General features: G+C 62.4%; 22 protein-coding genes. 9 read left to right on the top strand and 13 right to left on the bottom strand.

Annotated elements, in window-relative coordinates:
• Positions 1-67: 67 nt before the first annotated feature.
• From soxA to IT775_RS19820, 6 genes are all read right to left on the bottom strand, one after another.
• Positions 68-922, bottom strand: a complete 855-nt coding sequence (gene soxA / locus IT775_RS19845; protein ID WP_212702986.1) for a sulfur oxidation c-type cytochrome SoxA — start codon at positions 920-922, stop codon at positions 68-70.
• Between the two features lie 58 nt (positions 923-980).
• Positions 981-1310 (bottom strand): thiosulfate oxidation carrier complex protein SoxZ, encoded by a 330-nt coding sequence (gene soxZ / locus IT775_RS19840; protein ID WP_212702985.1) that lies wholly within the window; start codon positions 1308-1310, stop codon positions 981-983.
• 21 nt (positions 1311-1331) lie between these two features.
• On the bottom strand, positions 1332-1748 hold the full coding sequence (gene soxY, locus IT775_RS19835; protein WP_212702984.1) for a thiosulfate oxidation carrier protein SoxY: 417 nt from the start codon (positions 1746-1748) through the stop codon (positions 1332-1334).
• 37 nt (positions 1749-1785) lie between these two features.
• The gene (gene soxX / locus IT775_RS19830; protein WP_212702983.1) at positions 1786-2259 is read right to left on the bottom strand and encodes a sulfur oxidation c-type cytochrome SoxX; all 474 of its coding nucleotides are present in this window, start codon (positions 2257-2259) and stop codon (positions 1786-1788) included.
• Between the two features lie 138 nt (positions 2260-2397).
• Positions 2398-2952 carry a thioredoxin family protein gene (locus IT775_RS19825; RefSeq protein ID WP_212702982.1) on the bottom strand — a complete coding sequence of 185 codons (555 nt, stop codon included), beginning with the start codon at positions 2950-2952 and terminating at the stop codon, positions 2398-2400.
• A gap of 23 nt (positions 2953-2975) precedes the next feature.
• The gene (locus IT775_RS19820; protein ID WP_212702981.1) at positions 2976-3713 is read right to left on the bottom strand and encodes a cytochrome c biogenesis CcdA family protein; all 738 of its coding nucleotides are present in this window, start codon (positions 3711-3713) and stop codon (positions 2976-2978) included.
• Between the two features lie 74 nt (positions 3714-3787).
• Here IT775_RS19820 and IT775_RS19815 point away from each other — a divergent pair, with 74 nt between their 5' ends.
• The 3 genes from IT775_RS19815 (at position 3788) to IT775_RS19805 (ending at position 5698) form a co-directional block, all read left to right on the top strand.
• Positions 3788-4156, top strand: coding sequence for a thioredoxin domain-containing protein (locus tag IT775_RS19815; protein WP_212702980.1), 369 nt, complete (start codon positions 3788-3790; stop codon positions 4154-4156).
• A gap of 98 nt (positions 4157-4254) precedes the next feature.
• On the top strand, positions 4255-4599 hold the full coding sequence (locus tag IT775_RS19810) for an ArsR/SmtB family transcription factor (RefSeq protein ID WP_212702979.1): 345 nt from the start codon (positions 4255-4257) through the stop codon (positions 4597-4599).
• 40 nt (positions 4600-4639) lie between these two features.
• On the top strand, positions 4640-5698 hold the full coding sequence (locus tag IT775_RS19805; RefSeq protein WP_212702978.1) for a YeeE/YedE family protein: 1059 nt from the start codon (positions 4640-4642) through the stop codon (positions 5696-5698).
• A 218-nt stretch (positions 5699-5916) separates the two neighbouring features.
• Here IT775_RS19805 and IT775_RS19800 read toward each other — a convergent pair whose 3' ends face one another.
• Both IT775_RS19800 and putA read right to left on the bottom strand, forming a co-directional pair.
• Positions 5917-7146, bottom strand: a complete 1230-nt coding sequence (locus IT775_RS19800) for an acyl-CoA dehydrogenase family protein (RefSeq protein ID WP_212702977.1) — start codon at positions 7144-7146, stop codon at positions 5917-5919.
• A gap of 143 nt (positions 7147-7289) precedes the next feature.
• A complete protein-coding gene (putA, locus tag IT775_RS19795; RefSeq protein WP_212702976.1) occupies positions 7290-10739 on the bottom strand; it encodes a bifunctional proline dehydrogenase/L-glutamate gamma-semialdehyde dehydrogenase PutA in 3450 nt (1149 codons plus the stop codon).
• Positions 10740-10859: 120 nt separating this feature from the next.
• Here putA and IT775_RS19790 point away from each other — a divergent pair, with 120 nt between their 5' ends.
• A complete protein-coding gene (locus tag IT775_RS19790; protein WP_212702975.1) occupies positions 10860-11351 on the top strand; it encodes an Lrp/AsnC family transcriptional regulator in 492 nt (163 codons plus the stop codon).
• Here the strand turns inward: IT775_RS19790 and IT775_RS19785 are convergent.
• The 3 genes from IT775_RS19785 to IT775_RS19775 all read right to left on the bottom strand — a co-directional run bounded on the left by IT775_RS19785 (position 11348) and on the right by IT775_RS19775 (position 15139).
• Positions 11348-12259: a glucokinase gene (locus tag IT775_RS19785; protein WP_212702974.1), complete on the bottom strand. Its 912-nt coding sequence runs from the start codon at positions 12257-12259 to the stop codon at positions 11348-11350. The genes IT775_RS19790 and IT775_RS19785 overlap by 4 nt on opposite strands.
• Before the next feature lie 137 nt (positions 12260-12396).
• Positions 12397-13524 carry a DegT/DnrJ/EryC1/StrS family aminotransferase gene (locus IT775_RS19780; RefSeq protein ID WP_212702973.1) on the bottom strand — a complete coding sequence of 376 codons (1128 nt, stop codon included), beginning with the start codon at positions 13522-13524 and terminating at the stop codon, positions 12397-12399.
• Positions 13525-13528: 4 nt separating this feature from the next.
• Entirely contained in the window at positions 13529-15139 is a 1611-nt protein-coding gene (locus IT775_RS19775) for a B12-binding domain-containing radical SAM protein (RefSeq protein ID WP_246525766.1), read from the bottom strand.
• Between the two features lie 168 nt (positions 15140-15307).
• Between IT775_RS19775 and IT775_RS19770 the strand changes: the two genes are divergently transcribed.
• Genes IT775_RS19770 through IT775_RS19750 form a run of 5 tightly spaced genes read left to right on the top strand, consistent with a single transcriptional unit; the run spans position 15308 to position 19131 of the window.
• On the top strand, positions 15308-15937 hold the full coding sequence (locus IT775_RS19770; RefSeq protein WP_212702971.1) for a class I SAM-dependent methyltransferase: 630 nt from the start codon (positions 15308-15310) through the stop codon (positions 15935-15937).
• Positions 15938-15946: 9 nt separating this feature from the next.
• Positions 15947-16615, top strand: coding sequence for an acetyltransferase (locus IT775_RS19765; protein WP_212702970.1), 669 nt, complete (start codon positions 15947-15949; stop codon positions 16613-16615).
• Entirely contained in the window at positions 16612-17544 is a 933-nt protein-coding gene (locus IT775_RS19760; RefSeq protein ID WP_212702969.1) for a hypothetical protein, read from the top strand. Before IT775_RS19765 ends, IT775_RS19760 begins: the two co-directional genes overlap by 4 nt.
• Complete coding sequence (locus IT775_RS19755) at positions 17537-18484, top strand: hypothetical protein (RefSeq protein ID WP_212702968.1); 948 nt, start codon at positions 17537-17539, stop codon at positions 18482-18484. The genes IT775_RS19760 and IT775_RS19755 overlap by 8 nt, the downstream gene beginning before the upstream one ends.
• Positions 18481-19131, top strand: coding sequence for a WbqC family protein (locus IT775_RS19750; RefSeq protein ID WP_212702967.1), 651 nt, complete (start codon positions 18481-18483; stop codon positions 19129-19131). Before IT775_RS19755 ends, IT775_RS19750 begins: the two co-directional genes overlap by 4 nt.
• Before the next feature lie 23 nt (positions 19132-19154).
• Here IT775_RS19750 and IT775_RS19745 read toward each other — a convergent pair whose 3' ends face one another.
• Entirely contained in the window at positions 19155-19928 is a 774-nt protein-coding gene (locus IT775_RS19745; RefSeq protein ID WP_212702966.1) for an SDR family NAD(P)-dependent oxidoreductase, read from the bottom strand.
• The gene (locus tag IT775_RS19740) at positions 19925-20314 is read right to left on the bottom strand and encodes a Rossmann-fold NAD(P)-binding domain-containing protein (protein ID WP_246525765.1); all 390 of its coding nucleotides are present in this window, start codon (positions 20312-20314) and stop codon (positions 19925-19927) included. Before IT775_RS19740 ends, IT775_RS19745 begins: the two co-directional genes overlap by 4 nt.
• Between the last annotated feature and the right edge of the window lie 58 nt (positions 20315-20372).

The following is a 20372-nucleotide window of genomic DNA, read 5'->3' as shown; positions in this document are numbered from 1 at the left end:
CGATTCCAACCTGTTAAGATTATTGTTGTTGTCCTGGGGCGCCCCTAAGACGCCCCAGGAAGGTATCTTAGTTACGCACCGACGGTCCTTCGACCGACAGGCCATTGCCGCGGCTTGCGACATAGAGTTCCAGAGCAAGGAAATCCTCGCTGCCGGGCTTGTAGGTTTCTGCGCGGGTATCGCGGACACAGCCCTTGAAGCGGCCTTGCGGCGTGGTCAGCTTGGCGTTCTTCAGGCGGTAAACCGGAAAACCGTTGGTCTGCCCCTGGCTCAGGTGGTCGGCGCGGATCATGTTGCCGTAGTTTTCTTCGTGGCAGCTTGCGCAGGACAGATCCAGCTGGCCGGTGCGGGTATAGTACATTTCCTTGCCTTTTTCCCACATCGCCTTGGCCGGGCCGTCGATCGCCACGTTCACCGGCATGCCACGCGACACCGAAGTGATCAGCGCTTCCATGTTCTTGGCGGGACCAGCGTCATACTTCCACGCTTCCGCGCCCATCCGGTTGGTGCGACAGTCGTTGAACTGCATCTGCAGATTGCGCACCTCACCAGCGGCCTCGTTCCACTTCGGATAGACCGCCTTGACGCCTTTCATGCTTTCTTCGACATCGCCGTGACAGGACGCGCAGGACTTGCCCTCGCTCCCTTCCACGGTGTTCCAGACCTCGGTTGCCGCTTCGACGTACAGCATGCCGGGATTGTCGAAATCGTCCATTTCCATCGCCTGGGTGGCGTCGTCGCGGAAATGCCAGCCCGAAATGACTTCATCCAGCGCATCTTCAAGATGTGCCGGCGCAGCGGTCTTGGTCACGATTTCAATTTCGCCGTTGATGACCAGCGTGTCATCGTCCGCATCCGCCATACCCAACGTCGGAACCGACAGGGCCAGGGCGGCAATTGCGCTCATTGGCTTGAATTTCATCTAGCTTCCTCCCTGTAGGCTGCCTTGCTCCCTGATCGGGAACAAGGCGCCATTATTATTAAGCGACTTCGACTTTCTTGCTCTCTTCATAGACCGACCCGTCATCGTCGTACCAGGTGAACTTGAATTCACCGGCTTCGGGCACAACGGCCTCGAATTCGAAGTAGGGGTTGGTCGAGATCGCCGGTTCCATCGTCACGTCGATAACGGACTTGCCGTTAAATTCGCAGGTGAAACGGTTGATGATCGAACGCGGGATGATCGAGCCATCCTTGTTCTTGCGCTGACCCGATTCCATCTTGTGGCTGATCAGGGTCTTGAGCGTGACGGTTTCGCCAGCAGCCGCCTTTTTCGGGGCCTTGACGCGGGGTTTTACACCAGATGCCATCTTATTTCTCCTTGATCCTGATTAGCCGCCGCAGCCGCCGATGGTGACCTTGACGGTCTGAGCGGCCTTCGCGAAGGAACCGTCAGCCAACTTGGCGATGGCGACCACGTCCTGGGTGCCGGCCAGACGGATACGGGTGGACGCAGCCTGCGACCCGGCCAGTTCGCCGAAGTTGAACGTTGCCACACCCGGGGTCGGGTTGCCGGTGGCCAGCAGCAGGATCGCGCTTGCGCCTGCGGCTTCGACGGAAACCGGAACGGTGTTACCGTTTTCCGCGATTTCCGGCGCGGTCAGATTGACGCCGCCTTCAGCAACGTCTGCGCCACCGGTGAAGGCGGCAATTGCGTCTTCAGCAGCCGCATTGACCCGGAGCGGCAGGACGGTCAGAACCGCTGCCCCCAGCCCAAGCGCCAGCGTATCGCGTCTTGAGAATTCCATTTTACTCTCCTTACTACAGGACTACGGGTCCGCCCGATCACTCTTCTTTCAGAGTGCCCAGGAACGCGACCACATCTTCGATTTGCTGAGCCGACAACAGCGGATCCAGCGGACCATCCGGAGCCTTGCCAGTGTAGGCATTGCCCGGGCGTGTGTACCCGTCAGTTTTGAAATAGGCGGGCATGACCGTGCCTTCATAGGTCATCTTGGCGTTGACCAAGATGCCGCGCAGCTGGGTTGCATCCCAACGGTCTGCAACGCCATCAAGCATCGGACCCACATTCCCCGGGAAGGGGGCATCCAGTGTGGAAACCTCGTGGCAGGCAACGCAGTTCCCCATACTCTTGGTGGAGAAGATTTTGGCACCCTCTTCGGGGTTACCGGCAACGCCTGTCAGCGATGCCTCTACGCCGCCATCTTCATTGAAAACCACGTCGGCATAGGTGACCGGGTTGGCGCTTGCCGCCCCGGCAGCGAGCATTGCCGCCAGTGTCAGTGTTGAAAGCCTCATGATTCCTCCCTTGGCTACCAGTTCTTTGGCTGTGTTAGCTTGGTGTACGGTAGTCGACAAAACGCCCCGACGCAACATCAAATTCAATATAATGAATTTACCAATTTGTTTCGAGCGAAGCTGCCTTGCGAAAGAATATTACTGGTAGAATTTTCGCTGCAGGTACTTCTGAAAAGGCTCGTCGCCTTCATACCCTTTCTCGACCACCCACTGAAGCATCGCCAGAGTCGTTCCCCTGCCAAATGCCCCCGGGACAACAGAAACAGCCGCCCGCGGCGCGGTCAATCCTTCTTCCACCTGTTCCGGAAAATACATCATCGTCGGGGTGAACATCATTCCCCATTTCCGGACCATATCCTTCTCCGGCAAGGTTTCGCCATCGAAGTCCGTCACCTCGACATCGCCGAACATGTTGAGCTGAACGATGAAGTAATTTTCGGTGATGAACGAATCGATCTCGGGGTCCGGGAAAATCTCTTCGTGCATCTTCTTGCAATAGATGCAGCCGCGCTGCTCGATGATGATGGCGAAGCGCTTACCCTCGGCATTCGCCTCGGCAAGGTCTTCGCGCAGATCCTTGAACGTGTCACGCATCCAGTGCGCCTTGTGCAGCCCATCATCGCCCATCTCGGCCGCCTGTACCGACAGAGCCAAGCCCAGCAGCGCCACCGCCGACAACAAAATCCGTTTCATGTCTTACCCTCCCTTAACTCAATTCAACCGACCGATTGGAACGCGGGGAACCAGCGGATCATCAGATCGGCAATCTTGTTCACCCCGTTGGTGGCGATCAGGATAGCGAAAACGATCAGCATGATCCCCATGACTTTTTCAACGTAGCCCAGGTATTTCCGATTGCGCTGCATCCAGCTCAGGAACGGCCGGGCAAACAGCGCCGCGATCACGAAAGGCGCGGTCATCGACAAGCCATAGACCAGCAGCAGCGCCCCGCCCCGCCAGATATCGCCCATGCCGCTGGCCACCATCAGGATCGAGGCAAGCGCGGGACCGACGCAGGGCGTCCAGCCGAACCCGAAGGCCAGCCCCATCACATAGGCGCCCAGCACCGAGGTCGGCTCGGATTTGCTTTCGATCCGCGCCTCCCGATACAGCAGGCTGATCTTCAATACCCCAAGGAAGTGCAGGCCGAACAGGAACAGCACCGCGGCGGCGACATAGCTCAGCGGCTGCTTCCACTGCGCGAAAGCCTGCCCCAGGGCCGTCGCCCCCATGCCCAGCATCACGAAGATGGAACTGACACCGAGCGCAAAAAAGATCGCCGACAGAATCAGCCGGCGCTGCGCCCCCGGCGCGATCGCCCCGTCGCTGCGCAGCTCAGACATCGATATCCCGGCCATGTAACACAGGTAGAAAGGGACCATCGGAAGGATGCAGGGGGTGAAGAAACTCAGAATCCCCGCTAGCGCCGCTCCGGCAAAGGTAATATCCAGCATTACCGCATTTCCTTGAACAATTCACATATTCATATTACGTTGTGCAAAATCCTTACATCAATCTTGTGCGTCACATGCAACGTATTTTTCGATTTATAGCCCCGATCATCCTCCTCCTTGCCCCGGCGCTGTCGCAGGCCACCGAGCTCGTCATGGTCGAACGTCAGGGCTGCCATTACTGCATCGAATGGAAGACCGAACTCGGTCCGATCTACCCCAAGACCGCGGCGGGTCAATTCGCCCCGCTGCGGGTGATCGACATCGCCAAGGACATTCCCGACGACCTGAGCTTTGCCCGTAAAGTAGTGTTCACCCCCACCTTCATACTGGTCGAGGACGGACAGGAAATCGGCCGGATCGAAGGTTATCCAGGGGAAGATTTCTTCTGGGGTTTGCTTGAAATGATGCTAAAGTCCAAGACAGAATTCGGTGGAGCAACCTGAAAATGGCGCCTGAACGCCGCGTCGGGCTGGACGAAGAGCCCCAAATTAGGCAGAAGGAGCCGGATTTAGGCGCGGAACAGACTTGCCCGAGGTGTTGCATGGGATTGCCGATGTTTGATGACACCATATCTGACGAAGAAATGGACCTGATGGTGGACAACGCCACCAATGCGTCCAATTTCCTCAAGGCCGTCAGCCACGAAGGCCGGCTGATGATCCTGTGCCATCTGGTGACCGGCGAAAAATCCGTGACCGAACTCGAAGAATTGCTGTCCGCCCGTCAGGCCGCCGTGTCGCAGCAATTGTCCCGCCTGCGGCTCGAGGGGCTGGTGGTCCCCCGTCGCGAAGGCAAGGCCATCTATTACCGTTTGGCCGATGATCGACCCCGTCGTATACTGGAACTGGTTTACGAGCTGTTCTGCACCAGCGCTGAGCGCAGCTGAACAATCCTTCCGCCGCGTCTGGTCAATGGAGGCCACGGTTATGCTTGAATTTCTCGGCGAAGAAATGGCCGTCGCCCTTGTCGGCCTGTTCGGTGGCGTGCTGCTGGGGCTGGCGGCGCGGCTGGGCAGGTTCTGCACCATGGGCGCGATCGAAGACCTGCTGTATGGCGGATCGGGCCAGCGCATGCGGATGTGGGTGCTGGCCATCGGCGTCGCGGTCATCGGCGGCTTCGGGCTATCCGCGCTCGGGCTGTTGCAGACCGAAACGTCCTATTACCTGTCGATCCGCTGGTTGCCCTTCGCCTCGATCCTCGGCGGGCTGATGTTCGGCTATGGCATGGCCCTGGCGGGCAACTGCGGCTACGGTTCGATCGCCCGGCTGGGCGGCGGCGACCTGCGCGCCTTTGTCATCGTGGTGGTGATGGGGGTCAGCGCCTACGTCGTTCTGTCGGGGCCGCTGGCCGGGCTGCGGGTGATGATCTTCCCGCAGGAAGACGTGGTCAACGAGGTGCCGCCGGGCTTGGCGCACCTGATCGGCAACTGGACCGGGATGTCGGTCGACGCCGTCGGGCTGGCGATCGGCGCGCTGATCACGCTGGGCGCCCTGGCGCAAAAGGATTTCCTGTCCGATCCGAAAAGCATTTTTTGGTCGGTGGTGGTGGGTGTCGCCATCACCTCGGGCTGGGCCGGCAGCTACTGGGTGGCCACGCATGGTTTTGAGAACATGCCGGTCGTATCGCACAGTTTCTCGGCCCCGGTGGGCGAAAGCCTGCTGTACCTGATGACCGCCTCGGCGCGGGTGCCGTCCTTCGCGGTGGGATCGGTGGCGGGCGTGGCGCTCGGCGCCTTCATCGGATCGCTGTTCAAGGGCCATTTCCGCTGGGAAGCCTGCGAGGACCCGCGCGAATTGCGCCGCCAGATCACCGGCGCCGCGTTGATGGGCGCGGGCGCGGTTCTGGCGCTTGGCTGCACCATCGGACAGGGGCTGTCGGCCTTTTCGATGCTGGCCTTTTCCGCCCCGGTCACTTTCGCGGCGATCTTCGCCGGCGCCGCGTTCGGGTTGCGCCAGCTGATCGAAGGGTTCCAGCCCGCAGAGTAACCGCCGGGTTTTCCTTGAAAGAGCACCTGCGGTGCACAGGCTGAGCTTCGCCTTCTGGCGAAGCGGATCGGGGGCGCTGCCCCCGTCGTGGCAGGCCACGATTCCCCCGGGATATTTGGAAAAAGGAGAAGACCGGGCAGGCCCGGTTTCAGCTTGGCTGGAATGCTCTGGTGGGGATTGGCCCGAGGCCAAGAGGGGGGTAACGCCCCCTCCCGTTTTCAGACTTTTTGCTGGGTGTATTTGCGCAGCTCGGTCCGTGCGATCTGACGGCGGTGCACCGCGTCGGGGCCGTCGGCCAGACGCAGGGTTCGGACATGGGTCCATTTATGCGCCAGTGGCGTATCCTGGCTGATCCCTTGCGCGCCGAACATCTGCGACGCCTCATCGATCACCTTCAGCGCCATGCGCGGCGCCACCGTCTTGATCATCGAAATCCACGGCGCCGCGGCGCGGGCATCGCCCTGATCCATGTACCATGCCGCCTTGAGACACAGCAGTCGGGCCTGTTCGATTTCCATCCGGCATTCGGCGATGATGTCGTAATTGGCGCCCAGATGCGCGATCGGCTTGCCGAAGGCTTCGCGTTCCAGCGACCGCTTGCACATCAGTTCCAGCGCCGATTCGGCCTGACCGATGGCACGCATGCAGTGATGGATGCGGCCCGGTCCAAGCCGGCCCTGGGAAATCTCGAAGCCGCGGCCTTCGCCCAGCAGCAGGTTTTCCGCCGGCACCCGAACGTCGGTGAAGCGCATATGCATGTGGCCGTGCGGCGCATCGTCATCGCCATAGACCTGCATCGCGCGCAGGATCTCGATCCCCTCGGATTTCGCATCCACCACGACCATGCTGTGGCGCTGGTGCTTGGGTAGGTCGTCGCCTCCGGTTTTCACCATCACGATGTAGACGGCGCAGCGCGGATCCCCTGCCCCGGACGCCCACCATTTTTCGCCGTTCAGCACGTATTCGTCGCCATCACGGACACAAGACATCGAAATATTTGTGGCATCCGAGGACGCAACATTGGGTTCGGTCATGCAATAGGCCGAACGGATTTCGCCCGCGAGCAGCGGGGTGAGCCATTTTTCCTTCAGCGCCGGCGTGCCGTAGCGTTCCAGCACTTCCATGTTGCCGGTATCGGGGGCGGAGCAGTTGAACACTTCCGCGCCCAGCGGGATCTTACCCATCTCCTCGGCGAAATAGGCGTATTCGACGGTGGAGAGCCCGAAACCCTTGTCACTGTCAGTCAGCCAGAAATTCCACAAACCCTCGGCCTTGGCCTTGGCCTTCAGCCCTTCGAGGATTTCCGTCTGCCGTTCGGTGTATTGCCAGCGATCGCCCTTGGCGACCTCGGCCTCGTATTCCTCGTTCAGCGGCTCGATCTCGTCACGCACCATCGCGGCGACGCGGTCCAGCAATTTCCGGTTCTCCTCACGAATTCCGAAATCCATGTCTCTTCCCTCATTCCTCTATGCGAAAATTGGTTCCGCAGAATTTAGATCATGCCGGAATGGAAATGGAAAGCGCCAAAGTGAACGAGGGCACCCCATGACAAGGTTACCCTACGTCCATTTCGCCTGACGGGCCAGAGAAGTTAGTGGGTTTCCTCCCCCGCCAGCAGGCTGGCATTCCCGCCCGCGGCGGTGGTGTCGACGCACAGATGACGTTCATGCAGGACATGGGCCGCGTCGGGCCGGTCGGTGATCAGCGGAATGATCGGGCCGTCGCGGCGGGCCAGCGCCCGGGCATAATCCCGCGCGGTTTCCGCCCCGCCCCACCAGATCACGCCGGAGACGCCCGCGATATCGCGTAGCATGTCGGCGGGAACGGTGGCCGGTACGGCAAGGGCCGATCCGCCGAGCGCTTCGACCTGCGCCGCCTGTTCGCGCGCCGCGGCCTGCCCCGGCCCGAGGCAAAGGATCGGATCGCGCGGGTAAAGCGACAAGCGGTTCATTTCCCCGGTGGGTCCCGGCAGGTCGATTTGCCGCGGCGCGATCGCGACGGATTTGGCCCGCGCCGTGGCGATTTCGGCCGCCAGGTGCGACTGGGTAACCCCCGTATCCGATTCGGCCTCTCTGACGGCAGTTCCGGGGCGGGTGAAGCGTGGCAGGTAGTTGGGTCCGCCCGCTTTCGGGCCGGTCCCGGACAGGCCTTCGCCGCCGAAGGGCTGGCTGCCGACGATGGCGCCGATCTGGTTGCGGTTCACGTAGATGTTGCCAGCGTGGATGCTGTCGGCCACGTCCTGCACCCGGGAATCGATGCGGGTATGCAGCCCGAAGGTCAGCCCGTAGCCCGACGCGTTCACGTCCGCGATGACCTTGTCGACCGCCCCCGCCTTGAAGGTTGCCAGGTGCAGGACCGGGCCGAACACCTCCTTTTCCAGATCCGCAATGCTATTCACCTTGATCAGGGTGGGGGCGACGAAGTAACCGCGATTGGGTTCGGACAAGGCGTGCAACACGCGCTCCTGTTCCCGCGCCTTGGCGATATAGGCATTGATTTCGCCGCGCGCCGCCTCGGTGATGACCGGGCCGATATCAGTTTCCAGCGCCCAGGGATCGCCCAGCGACAGTTCATCCATCGCGCCGATCAGCATCCGGCGAAAAGCCGGTTCGATATCTTCCTGCACGTAAAGGCAACGCAGCGCCGAACAGCGCTGACCGGCGGACTGGAAGGCCGAGGCCACGATGTCGCGCACCGCCTGTTCCGGCAAAGCGGTGCTGTCGACGATCATCGCGTTCAGCCCGCCGGTTTCGGCGATCAGCGGTGCGCCGGGGGCCATGGTTTCGGCCATCGCCGCCTGGATCATCCGGGCGGTCGCGGTCGACCCGGTGAAGGCGACCCCGCCGATGCGCGGGTCCGAGGTCAGCGCGCGCCCGACCACCCGGCCTTCGCCCGGCAGCAATTGCAGGGCAGAGGCCGGGACCCCCGCCTTGTGCAGCAGCCGCACCGCGAAAGACGCGATCAGCGGCGTGGTTTCGGCCGATTTCGCCAACACCCCGTTGCCCGCAGCCAAGGCCGCCGCGATCTGGCCGGTGAAGATCGCGAGCGGGAAATTCCACGGGCTGATGCAGGTGAAGATGCCGCGCGCCGGGGCATCGAGCTTTTCCGCCTCAGCCGCGTAATAGCGCAGGAAATCCACCGCTTCGCGCAATTCGCCCACCGCATCGGGCAGGGATTTGCCTGCCTCGCGCGCCAGCAAGGCGAAGATTTCGCCGAAATGGTCTTCGTAGAGATCGGCGGCGCGGCGCAGCGCGGCGGCACGTTTTGCCACCGGTGCCGACCACGGCTTGGCGGCAGCCAGCGCGGTTTCGATATCCTTGCGGCTGGCGTTGACCACCTTGCCGATCACCTTGCCGCTGGCCGGGTTGCGCGCCTCATGCTTGTCGCCGCCTTGCAGCGGACCGGCGATCAGCGGTTCGGCGCGATCCAGGAAATCGTCTTCGCGGGCCTCCGCGATGCGGCTCAGCTCGGTCACGTCGAACAGGTCGAACCCGGCGGAATTGCGGCGGTTTTCGCCGAACAGGTCGGGGCCCTTGGCGATGCCCGGCGCGCCCGCGGTCATGTCGGTTTCCAGCATATCGAAGGGACAGGCCGCGACGACCGAGGCCGGGATATTCTCGTCCACGATCTGGTTCACGAAGGAGGAATTGGCGCCGTTTTCCAGCAGCCGCCGCACCAGGTAGGCCAAGAGGTCGCTATGCGCCCCCACCGGGGCGTAGATGCGGCAGCGGGTGCCTTCATCGCGCAGGACCAGATCGTGTAACGCCTCGCCCATCCCGTGCAGGCGCTGGAATTCATAGGCCTCTTTCGGCAATTCCCCGGCCATGTCCAGAACGGCGGCGACCGTGTGGGCGTTATGGGTGGCGAATTGCGGATAAATGCGATCGGTCAGGCCCAGCAGTTTGCGGGCATTGGCGATATAGCTGACATCGGTGGCGGATTTGCGGGTGAAGACCGGGAAATCGGTCAGGCCTTCGACCTGCGCATGCTTGATTTCCGTATCCCAATAGGCGCCCTTGACCAGACGCACCATGATCTTGCGGTCCAGCCTTTCGGCTATTTCATGGAGCCCGTCAATCACGTCGGGCGCGCGACGGCCATAGGCCTGCACCACCACGCCGAATCCGTCCCAGCCATGCAGTTCGGGATCAGCCAGAACGGTTTCGATCACCTTCAGCGACAGGCCCAGCCGGTCGGCTTCCTCGGCGTCGATATTGAACCCCATGCCCGCCTTGGCCGCCTGCCGCGCCAGATCACGCAGCACCGGCACCAGTTCGGCCATCACACGATCGGTCTTGGCGACCTCGTATCGCGGATGTAGCGCCGACAGTTTCACCGAAATACCGGGGTTGGAGCGGATGTCGTCAGATGTACATCCCGCCGCGATCGCGGTGATGGCGGCGGCGTAGGATGCCGCGTACCTTTTCGCGTCATCCGCGGTCATCGCCGCCTCGCCCAGCATGTCGTAGGAATAGGTGTAGCCCTTTGCCTCCTGCCCGCGGGCGCGGTCCATCGCCGATTTGATGTCCTGCCCCAGCACGAACTGCCTGCCCATTTCGCGCATCGCACGCCCCACGGCGGTTCGGATCACCGGCTCGCCCAGCCGCTTGACCGCCTGCCGCAGGCTGCCCGCCAGCCCGGGCGCGTCGGCCTTCAGAACGCGGCCCGTCAGCATCAGCCCCCAAGTCGAGGCATTGACCAGGGGCGACGCGGAATGACCCAGGTGCTTGCCCCAGTCCGACGGCGCGATCTTGTCTTCGATCAGCGCGTCTATGGTGACAGAATCGGGCACCCGCAACAGCGCCTCGGCCAGACACATGAGCGCGATGCCTTCCTCGGTCGACAGCCCGTATTCGGCCAGGAACACCTCCATCAGGCCTGGCGCCGCCTCGCCCCGGATGCGGGTGACAAGGGTTTCGGCCCGCTTGGAAATTGCGGCGCGCTGCGCGGCGTCCAGCCCCGCCATCGCGACCAGAGCGGCCACGGCTTCGGTTTCATTCAGGCGTTTGTTGCGGTCCCAACGGGGGTCAAGGTCGATCATGCTGGCCTCGGGCGAAATATGTTGCGTTATGACAAGAATACTCCAGTTCGGTTGTTCATATCGTCCATTTAATCTAACAAGACAGACGATCAGACCTTAATCTATTCGGAATTCAGACCAATGGATCAGAACGAACAGGATTTGCCCGGCATCGACCGGTTCGACCGCAAGATTCTGGAAATCCTATCGGTCGAGGCGCGGATTTCCATGACCGAACTGGCCCAGCGGGTGGGATTGTCGAAAACGCCCGTTCTGGCGCGGGTGCGGCGGCTGGAAAAGGACGGCTACATCACCGGCTACCGGGCGCAGCTGTCGACCCAGAAACTGGGGCTCGACCACGTTGCCTTCATCCAGCTGAAGCTCAGCGACACGCGCGAAGCGGCGCTAGCCGCCTTCAACGCTGCCATCCGCAAGATCCCCGAGGTCGAGGAATGTCACATGATCGCCGGCGGTTTCGATTACCTGATCAAGGTGCGCAGCCGCGATATCCGCGATTACCGCCGGGTGCTGAGCGAAAGCATCTCCACCCTGCCCCATGTCGCGTCAAGCTCCACCTACGTGGCGATGGAAGCGGTGAAGGAATCCGGCTTCGACCAGCTGAACGAATTCTAGATCATCACCCGGCTGCATCCTTGCAGCGCAGCCGCATCGTCGCCGATGAGCCAGATCGGGCATTGCGCCGGCACTCCCATGGGCAACGGGCGATGCAGCACCTTCAGGCAATGCGCGCCTGCCCCGGTGGACAGCAGCCCGCGCGCGACGCCGCCCGCGAAGTAGATGCCCGCCATCGGCATATAGGCAAGCATCAGGTCGCGCAGCAGCCAGCCCAGCAGCCCGGCATAATCTTCGGCCGCCCCGGCCAGCCGCGCGTCGGTGCGGCAACCGTCGATGATCTGAGCGGCCGTCAGACCGTCAGACGCGCCAACAAGTTGGCAGAAACGGACGAAACCGCGCCCGGAAAAGAGGTCCTCGACCATCAGGAATTGCGGTGCCAGACCGGGCCGAAGCGCGTCGAGCGCCGAGGCCACGCCCGTTGGCATCGTCGCAAGCCCCATTTCCGCGTTGAAGCAGACGGTTTCACCCGCGTCGATCACCGGGCAGACGTTGAATCCGGTGCCGATGCCCACCACCAGCGACTGCCCCGATCCGCCGTCCGCGACCGATCCGGCACAGACCGGATGCAACAGTTCGCCGGACAGAATCGGAACCGCATGGCCCAAGGCGGTCAGATCGTTGATCAACCGCACCCCAGCCCCGTACCGCACCGCGATCCGGTCGGCATCGATGCACCAGTCGCGATTGGTCAGGCGTGCTTGCCTCCCGGTCACGGGCCCGGCCACCGCAAGCACGATCTCGGTGATCTCTGCGGTTCCGGCGTCGCTCAGGAACCGGTCGATTGCCGCCTCGGCCCCACTGACGCCATCGTTGGAAAAACTGCGAACCGACTCCTGCTGCAGCGCGCCCTGCCCGGCCAGCCCAAGCCGCATGTTCGTCCCGCCGATATCGGCAACCAATCGCATTCGTTCAGCCCGCTTCCATGTCGATGGCGTTCATGTGACACCGCCCAGGCCAATCGCGCCAGTCCCTTTCATCGCCCTGCCGCGGTACTTCGTCCCGGTGGATCATGGCGATGGCGACTGCCTGGCGCAAGGCGGGCTCAGGTTCTTTGCGGCACAACCGAACTATGCCGCCCCGCCAAGACCTCTTCCAGGATCGCGCAAATGTCGTGTACCTGCGATCTGGTGAGCCCGGGATAAAACGGCAATCCCAAGGTGGTGGCAGCGAAGCCATCCGTCGCCGGCGCATGCAGGCGCGGGCAATCGGCAAATGCGGGCATCCGATGCAACCCTGTTTGCCACCAGCGTTTCGTGCCGATACCACGCCGGGCCAGCGCCCGTTCGGCCATGACCAAGCTGTCTTCCTGCAGTCGCACCGAAAGCGCGCTGGACACCCATCCGTCACCGAAGCCCGTTGGCACTTCGATCCCTTGCGGCAGGCGTTCGCGATAGAACCGCGCCACTTGCATATGGGCCCGGCGTTTCTCCGGCCAGTCCGGCAACGCCGCCAGCCCGACCGCCGAGGCATATTCGCTCATCTTGCCATTAAGAGCGGGAAGCCCCGCGCTGTGCCCGCCATCGAATCCGAAATTCAGCACAGACCGCAGGACGTTCATGTAGGCCAGGTCGGTGCAGGTGGTGAATCCGCCCTCTCCGACACCGAACACCTTGGTCGCATGCAGGCTGACCACTGTGGGGATCGAACTGGGTCGCAGCGTGTCGAAAGCGGCCGCCCCATCGATCACTACCGGCAACCCGGCTCGTTCCCGAAACTCTTCCCAGCCCATAGCGTCCACCGGGGCGCCGAACGGCATCACCGCCATCACCGCCGCCACCGGCGACGGCGCCATTGCCAGCGCCGCCAGCGCAAGGTCCGGGGTCAATGCGCCGTTGCGATCGACATCGACGAACCACGGTGTCAGCCCCGCCATTCGCGCCGCATGCGCCGAGGCGGCAAACGACCACGCCGGCATCATGCAAAGCGCCCCGCGCATTGGCCGCAGGGCCAGAAGTGCGGCCACCAACCCGGCCGTTCCGCTGGCGTGGCACAGCAGGAGATCGGCCCCGTAGTGCCGCGCCAATGTCTGTTCGAACCGCAGCATCAAGGCCCCGCCATTGGTATAGACATGGCTGGCATCGATTTCGCGCAGGTACGGCAGGATCGCTTCGGCACGGGGCAATTCCGGGCGCGCGACGGGGATGATGGTCGGGAAAGTGATATCCTGCATGGCGCTAGTCCAACCTGTGTTCGGCCAAGGCCAGATCGGGCCGGTCAACCCGGCTCTGGATTGATCCGAATGACATTTTCCGGTCGTACCGGGCCATCTGATAGAAATGCCAATGTTCTGTGCAAAGGTTCACGAACGCGGTCAGCGGGATCGCATCGCGCCCCAGCCCCCGGTTCTTTCGGTAATGCCGAAGATAGCTGCGCAAAACGCGCGCCCCGCGCTCTTGGGTCAGGATATGCGCCGCGAGACGTGACGCCGATCCCAGCGCCGCAAGCGTCCCTGCCAGAACCGCAGCGGCGGTCTGCCGGGGCAGGTTGTCCCGCGCGAAAGCCGCCCGTTTCCGCCGGTATTCCGGCGATCCCGCATAGCCGTCCAACAGCCTTTGCCAATAGGCATCGGGATCGAACAGGCGCATGACCAGATCATCATAGCCTTCCAGCAACTGGTCCTGATCCATTTGCAGGGGATGAAAGTTGATCCGTGGATGCGACGAATCCAACCGCCCGGCCGCCTTGAGGCGGTCATGCAGCGGCGTGCTGGGGATCGCGCTCAATACGGCGACCAGGGACTTGGCTATCCCGTTGCGCTGGATAAAGCGGAACTGTTCGTCAAAGATTTCCGCGTCGTCATTGTCAAAGCCGACGATGAACCCGGCAGTCACCACCAAACCCGCATCGCGGATACGCTGCAGTTTGTCGTCCATCGTGTCGCCGCGGACATTCTGAAGTTTGCGGGTTTCGATCAGTGATGCCGCGCGCGGGGTTTCGATGCCGATGAACACCTGGCGAAAATTGGCGGCGACCATCAGTTCCAGCAGTTCAGCTTCATCGGCGAGGTTCAGGCTCGCCTCGGTGCTCAGGGCGATGGGAAATCCATTTGCCTTCTGCCACTCGACGATCTCGATCAGGACTTCGCGCGCCTTGGCCTTGTTGCCGATGAAGTTGTCATCGACCAGGAAACACTGTCGGAAACCGGCGCGCCTGATCCCGTCCAGTTCGGCCAGCACCTGCGCGGGCGCCTTGGTGCGCGGACGGCGTCCGAAGATCGTGATGATATCGCAGAATTCACACAGGAAAGGACAGCCGCGCGAAAACTGCAGCGGTGCCACCACGTAGCGCGCCGCCTTGAGCAGGTCATAGCGCGGGGCGGGCACCGTGGTCATATCGGTCTTTTCGCCCTGCTCGTAGCGCGGCAGCACGGGACGGCCGTTATACACATCGTGGAGGAAACCGGGCCAGGTGGTTTCGGCTTCGCCGACGAAGATCACGTCGCACAGGCCTTCGAAATCGTCCGCGGCCACGCTGACCAGCGGCCCGCCCGCGACGATCAGCGGCCCCATTCCGCACAGCCGGTGCAGGATCTGGTGCATCCGTGTCTGCTGCACGATCATGCCGGTGACACCAATCACGTCGAAATCACCCAACCGGTCAAACGGGATGTCCTCGACATTTTCGTCGATCAAAGTCACGTCGCAGAAATCGGGGGACAACGCGGCCAGGGCTGGCAACGCCGCAGTGACCGTGTAACAGGCCCGCCGTCCCGGCAGGAACGGCAAGGCATGTTCAAATCCCCAGAAATTGGGCTCAAACCGCGGATTTATCAGCGCAATACGCAAACTTTTCCTGACGTCAGGACGCAAGCCATCGTCCTTTCAAAAAACAATAAATTAATAATACATCCTTGGATGTCTTTCGTTTTAATCTATTCCTTAAAATTGAAAAACAATTAATGTGCGAAACAAACAGGCTGTTTCACCACCCTAGTGACACTGGACACGACGGATATGACTGAATCGGCCCGCAACATGTTCAAGCGGCTCAGCGCCCACTACGACGATTGCTTCGCCATCCACGGGGATTGCGCGCGCGGAGTGGACTGGCCGGACGAGCAAAGCGCGAAGCTGCGCTACGACGTGATGGCCGATCTGCTGACAGAGACCGGTGCCGAGGTTCTGGATCTGGGCTGCGGCGCGGGTCATTTCCTTGACTACCTGCGGGCAACAGGGCGCACCGATCTGCGCTATCGCGGGATTGACCTGTCGGAAAACTTCGTTCGCCACTGCCGCACCCGGTTTCCCGGCATCCCGTTTGAACAGGCGGATATTCTGGCCGATCCCGCGCGGATGCCACAGGTGGATTACGCCATCCTCAACGGGGTCCTGACCGAAAAGCAGGCAGCGGATCACGACACGATGTTCGCAGCGGCCAAGATGCTCCTGACCACCGTTTTCGGCGCGGTGCGCCGCGGCATGGCCTTCAACGTGATGTCCAAGCACGTGGATTGGGAACGCGACGACCTGTTTCACCTGCCCTATGACGACATGGCCCGTTTCGTCGTCTCTTCGCTGTCGCGCCGTCACCTCATCCGCGCCGATTACGGGCTATACGAATATACCGTTTACGTTTTCAAATAGGATAAGAGTTTGGCAGATATCGTGATTTTCGGGACCGGCCAGATCGCCGAGGTCGCTTTGGCCCATATCCGGGCTTTCAGCCCCGACCGGGTTGTTGGCTTCACCGTGGACCGCGCCTATATGGAAAGCCCGGACTTTCATGGCCTGCCCGTAGTGCCCTGGGACGCGCTCGAAACCCGGTTCCCGCCGGACCGCGTCAAGCTGCTGGGCCCCTTGAGTTACCAGAAACTGAACGAATTGCGCCGCGACCGTCACCGCGAGGGGCAGGCGCGCGGCTACGAGTTCGCCAGTTTCATCCACCCGTCGGTTCACAACATGGCCGAGGTGGTGGGCGAGAACTGCTTCATCCTCGAGAACACGATCCTGCAGCCCTATAGCCGGATCGGTGACGGCTGCATCATCTGGACGGCCAGCCACATCGGCCACCACACCACCATCGGCGATCACTGCTTCATCTCTTCGCAGGTGGGGATTGCCAGCGGCTGCAACATCGGGCCGCGCTGCCTGATCGGGGGCCAGGTCGGGATCGACAACAATGTCACCCTCGGCGAAGAGGTCTATCTGGAATCCCGCAGCATGATCCGGCGCGACCTGCCCGCGCACAGCGTCGTGCGGCACCCGCAGGATCTTCCGCAGACCTATTCGAGTTCACGCCTCAAGAATATGGTGTTCAAGTGACCAGTGAACTTTGGCATCGCAAGGGGCTTTTCGTGACGCCGCAAGGGGACGGATGGCACAGCCATGCGCAAATCCCAACGGTTCTGCCCCTGTCGGACCGCTTGTGGCGGATATATTTCGGCGCGCGCGACGCGGCGAACCGGTCGCGCGTGATGGCCGTGGATGTGGACCCCGTATGCGACATGGCGATCCGGCAATGGCACAACGCCCCCTTGCTGGCGGCTTCCGGGCCGGGCCGGTTCTATTGCGACGGCAACGCCCCTTCGTCCATCTTGCAAGAAACGGACCGCTACTTGCTCTATTTCACCGGCATCCAACAAACACCGGGTGCTGCTTACAACACTCGGATCGGGTTGGCCCGGGGTGATGACGGCCTGCGCTTCTCGGTCCTGCCGTATCCTGTAAGCGTGACCACCAACGACGACCAGAGCTTCGTCTCCGTCCCATTCGTGTTACCGGTCGGGGACGGTTACCGCATGTGGTACGTCACCGGCTATGGCAGCCCCGAGGATTTTCGCTACTCGATCCGCACCTGTGCTTCCGATGATCCGCATATCTGGGCGTCCGGTTCGGTTCCGGCGGTCGTCCCGCATGGCTTGTATGCCGCGCTGACCCGGCCCTGGGTGACCGATTGGCGCGGGCAAAGGCGGCTGTGGTTCAGCGAACGCGGCGATGATTTCCGCAAGGGCGGCAGCCATCCCTATCGCCTGTCCTGGTGTCCGATCGACGAACGCGGCATTGCCAGCGGACCGGCGACCCCGGTTGCCTATGCCAATCCCCCCCGGCCGGGCGATTTCGACGACTGGATGCAGGCCTATGCCGCGGTCATGCCGCATGGGGACCGTTTGATCATGGTCTACAACGGCAATGAATTCGGCCGCGACGGGATCGGCTGGGCGGTTTTGGGAAAGGTATCTGCCGGTGACTGACGGTTTCGAAATCCGCATCCCCATCCTGCCGACCCCCGGTTTCTTTTCCGGAATCAAGCTGGCAGTGAAATCCCTGCGCAGATTGGGCGGCGCCTATGAAACGGTTCCGGTCGTCGTCTCGGTCGGGGGGGACGAAAAGGCCGAGGACACCCACAGGATCAACGGCTGGAGCGACAGCGACCCAAACGTGATCTGGCGCATTATCCCGCCTGACAGGCGCACGCCCGGGTTTTCTTCGGGGTTCGACCGGTTCGACAACCCGCTGGACCGGGAGGTGGTGGTGATGTGCGATGCCGATGCCTGCCTGTTGAGCGACATCGATCCGGTGATCGACCGGGTCGGCCGGCACCCCGGCCCGGCCATCGCCGCGATGCAGGCGCATCAGTCGCCATTCGGCCACGACCCGGATGAAAACGCCCGCTGGTGGTCGGATATCTTTGCCGCTTTCGATCTGGCCCCGCCCGACCTGTGCCTGCCCTACACACTGGCGCCGTCGCAAAACGGCAAAGCCCCGCCCTATTTCAACTTCGGCTTCGTGGTGATGAACCGCGCGGCATTCGACATCGTGCGGCGACGGTTCAAAGAGCGTACGCTCAAGCTGGCGGCCCTGTTGCAGCCCGGGAACCGAGAGATATTCGCCGCGCAGATCGCGATGTCGCTGATCATCGTCGAATCCGGCATCGCCTACCTGCCGCTGGAACCTGCCTACAACTGCACCAACAGCGACGAAATGCTTTTTCATGGCCTGCCGTCCGAAGAGGAGATTCGCGTACTTCACTACCAGCGCCGCCAGGACTTCGACCGGCACACATTCCTGTGCGACCAGAGCGCCTTCGACCATTTCGCGCAAACGCGTTTCGAGTCTCAGGTGATCACGCATTTCCAGAGCCACGTCCTGTCCTTTCCGGATGTCTTTTTCCACCCGGGCGCCAAAATATGACGCTGAGGGTCGCGATCATGCAGCCGTATTTCTTCCCCTATGCGGGGTATTTCAGGCTGATGGCGGCAAGCGACCTGTTCGTGGTTCTGGATGACGTTCAGTTTCCCCGACGTGGCCGCGTTCATCGCTGCGAGGTCGCGGCAGGCCGATGGCTGACCCTGCCGCTGGCGCGTGCGCCGCGAAGCGTTGCCATCAACCGGCTGAACTGGGCACCTGATGCGCCGCGTCAGCTTGAACGTCGGCTTGAACGGGCGGGGATCGTCCGTGACGCGATCCCGCCGCCGCTGCGCGACCATTTGTTCGGGACCCTGCCGCCGGTGTTGGACTTCCTAGAAAACGGGCTGAAAATCGTGACCCGGATGCTGGGGCTGCCGGTGCATTTCCAACGCAGTTCGGACCTGTCCCTGCCCGGCGACTTGCGCGGCCAGGACCGTATTCTTGCAATCCTCGAAACGCTTGGAGCGGACTGTTATGTCAATGCGCCCGGCGGGCGGTCCCTGTACCAGCCACAAGCCTTTGCCGAGCGCGGGATCACCCTGAATTTCCTGCCGTCGTACCGGGGGTGTCATTTCCATCTGCTGCCCTGGCTGCTTGACTCCGGCGCCGCCGCGCGCATCCGCGCCGAGATCGACAGCGGACTGACGTGAAGGCAGGCGCGAAGGGCGGACTGTCAGTTTTTGCCTTTCACCGAAAAATTGCGCTCCATCAGGTGCTGAAACAGGCGCGGCGAAAGCCGGTTGATCCACCACGACATCCGCGCAACCCGGCCGGTCGGGATCATCGGCGTGCCGCGTTTCAGCCCCCGCAGGATCACCTTCGCGGCGTCCTCCGGCGTCATGTAATCCATCCCGTCGGCAGCGGAGCCGGGGCGTGCGATGCCGTCTTCTTTCCGTTCGGGTCGACCGATATTGGTCGCAACGAAGGACGGCGCCGCGATCTGCACCCGCACCCCATGCGGCGCTTCCTCCGATCGCAGCGAGGAAAAGAACCCTTCCAGCGCATGTTTCGACGCGGCATAGGCGGTACGGTGATAGAGCGGCGAAAACCCCGCGACCGAGGAAATCGCCAGATGGGCGCCCCGGCTTTGCCGCAACGGATCGAGGAACCGGCGCGCCATCGCGACGGCGGCGAAACAGTTGATCTCGAACAGCTTGCGATGGGCGGTCTCGGTCAGGTCCTCGAAGGCACCGATCTGGGTCACCCCGGCATTGTAGATCACCAGATCGATGCTGGGATTTTCTGCGATCACCCGGGCGCAGGCGGCATCCAACTGCGCCGGATCGGTCAGGTCGCAGGTGATGGCCTGCTGACCCGGCGCGTCCGCCAGCCCCGAAATATCGCGGTCGAGCAAAACCACTTGCCAGCCCTCGGCCCTCAGCGCGGCGGAAAACGCCCGCCCCAGCCCCCCGGCCCCGCCCGAAATCACGGCGACCGGCGCGGTCATAGCCCGGCCTCCCGGTACCACAGATCGAACACCTCGGCGCTGGTCAGCTCCGGGGTGTAGCCGAAATCGCGCTTCAGCGCGTCATTGGCCAGCACCGGACGGTATTGTAGGAACCGCACCTGTTCGGGGCCGTAACGGCTCAGCCGCAGCGGATGGGCCAAGGCCAGCGCGGCCTTGATTGCCGCGGCGGGGATGCGCCGCACCGGCTTGCCCAGCCGCCGCGCCAGATCGCCGATCCCCATCGCGCCGTCGCCCGCCACGTTATAGATGCCCGCCGGCCCGTCGGTCGCGGCGCGGAGCAGGATGCGGGCCAGATCGCGGGTCCAGATAAAGACGAAGGGGCTGTCCGTGCCGCGGATCGCCAGCAGCCTAGGGTCAGGACCCATTGATTTCCGCCGGGTGGCGTGATTCACCGTTCGAAAAACGAGCGGTAAAATGTCTGAC

The sequence above is a fragment of the Thalassovita aquimarina genome, from assembly GCF_018219815.1.
Lineage (GTDB): Bacteria > Pseudomonadota > Alphaproteobacteria > Rhodobacterales > Rhodobacteraceae > Thalassobius > Thalassobius aquimarinus.
This window is presented reverse-complemented; position numbering and strand designations above follow the sequence as displayed.

Excerpts from the sequence above, each read along its gene's own strand:
- IT775_RS19825 (WP_212702982.1), bottom strand. The coding sequence starts at position 2,952 with ATGAAACGGATTTTGTTGTCGGCGGTGGCGCTGCTGGGCTTGGCTCTG.
- IT775_RS19745 (WP_212702966.1), bottom strand. The coding sequence starts at position 19,928 with ATGACCGCGCCGGTCGCCGTGATTTCGGGCGGGGCCGGGGGGCTGGGG.
- IT775_RS19740 (WP_246525765.1), bottom strand. The coding sequence starts at position 20,314 with ATGGGTCCTGACCCTAGGCTGCTGGCGATCCGCGGCACGGACAGCCCC.
- IT775_RS19805 (WP_212702978.1), top strand. The coding sequence starts at position 4,640 with ATGCTTGAATTTCTCGGCGAAGAAATGGCCGTCGCCCTTGTCGGCCTG.
- IT775_RS19750 (WP_212702967.1), top strand. The coding sequence starts at position 18,481 with ATGACGCTGAGGGTCGCGATCATGCAGCCGTATTTCTTCCCCTATGCG.
- IT775_RS19815 (WP_212702980.1), top strand. The coding sequence starts at position 3,788 with ATGCAACGTATTTTTCGATTTATAGCCCCGATCATCCTCCTCCTTGCC.
- putA (WP_212702976.1), bottom strand. The coding sequence starts at position 10,739 with ATGATCGACCTTGACCCCCGTTGGGACCGCAACAAACGCCTGAATGAA.
- soxX (WP_212702983.1), bottom strand. The coding sequence starts at position 2,259 with ATGAGGCTTTCAACACTGACACTGGCGGCAATGCTCGCTGCCGGGGCG.
- soxA (WP_212702986.1), bottom strand. The coding sequence starts at position 922 with ATGAAATTCAAGCCAATGAGCGCAATTGCCGCCCTGGCCCTGTCGGTT.
- soxY (WP_212702984.1), bottom strand. The coding sequence starts at position 1,748 with ATGGAATTCTCAAGACGCGATACGCTGGCGCTTGGGCTGGGGGCAGCG.
- IT775_RS19820 (WP_212702981.1), bottom strand. The coding sequence starts at position 3,713 with ATGCTGGATATTACCTTTGCCGGAGCGGCGCTAGCGGGGATTCTGAGT.
- IT775_RS19800 (WP_212702977.1), bottom strand. The coding sequence starts at position 7,146 with ATGGATTTCGGAATTCGTGAGGAGAACCGGAAATTGCTGGACCGCGTC.
- IT775_RS19790 (WP_212702975.1), top strand. The coding sequence starts at position 10,860 with ATGGATCAGAACGAACAGGATTTGCCCGGCATCGACCGGTTCGACCGC.
- IT775_RS19780 (WP_212702973.1), bottom strand. The coding sequence starts at position 13,524 with ATGCAGGATATCACTTTCCCGACCATCATCCCCGTCGCGCGCCCGGAA.
- IT775_RS19770 (WP_212702971.1), top strand. The coding sequence starts at position 15,308 with ATGACTGAATCGGCCCGCAACATGTTCAAGCGGCTCAGCGCCCACTAC.
- IT775_RS19785 (WP_212702974.1), bottom strand. The coding sequence starts at position 12,259 with ATGCGATTGGTTGCCGATATCGGCGGGACGAACATGCGGCTTGGGCTG.
- IT775_RS19810 (WP_212702979.1), top strand. The coding sequence starts at position 4,255 with ATGGGATTGCCGATGTTTGATGACACCATATCTGACGAAGAAATGGAC.
- soxZ (WP_212702985.1), bottom strand. The coding sequence starts at position 1,310 with ATGGCATCTGGTGTAAAACCCCGCGTCAAGGCCCCGAAAAAGGCGGCT.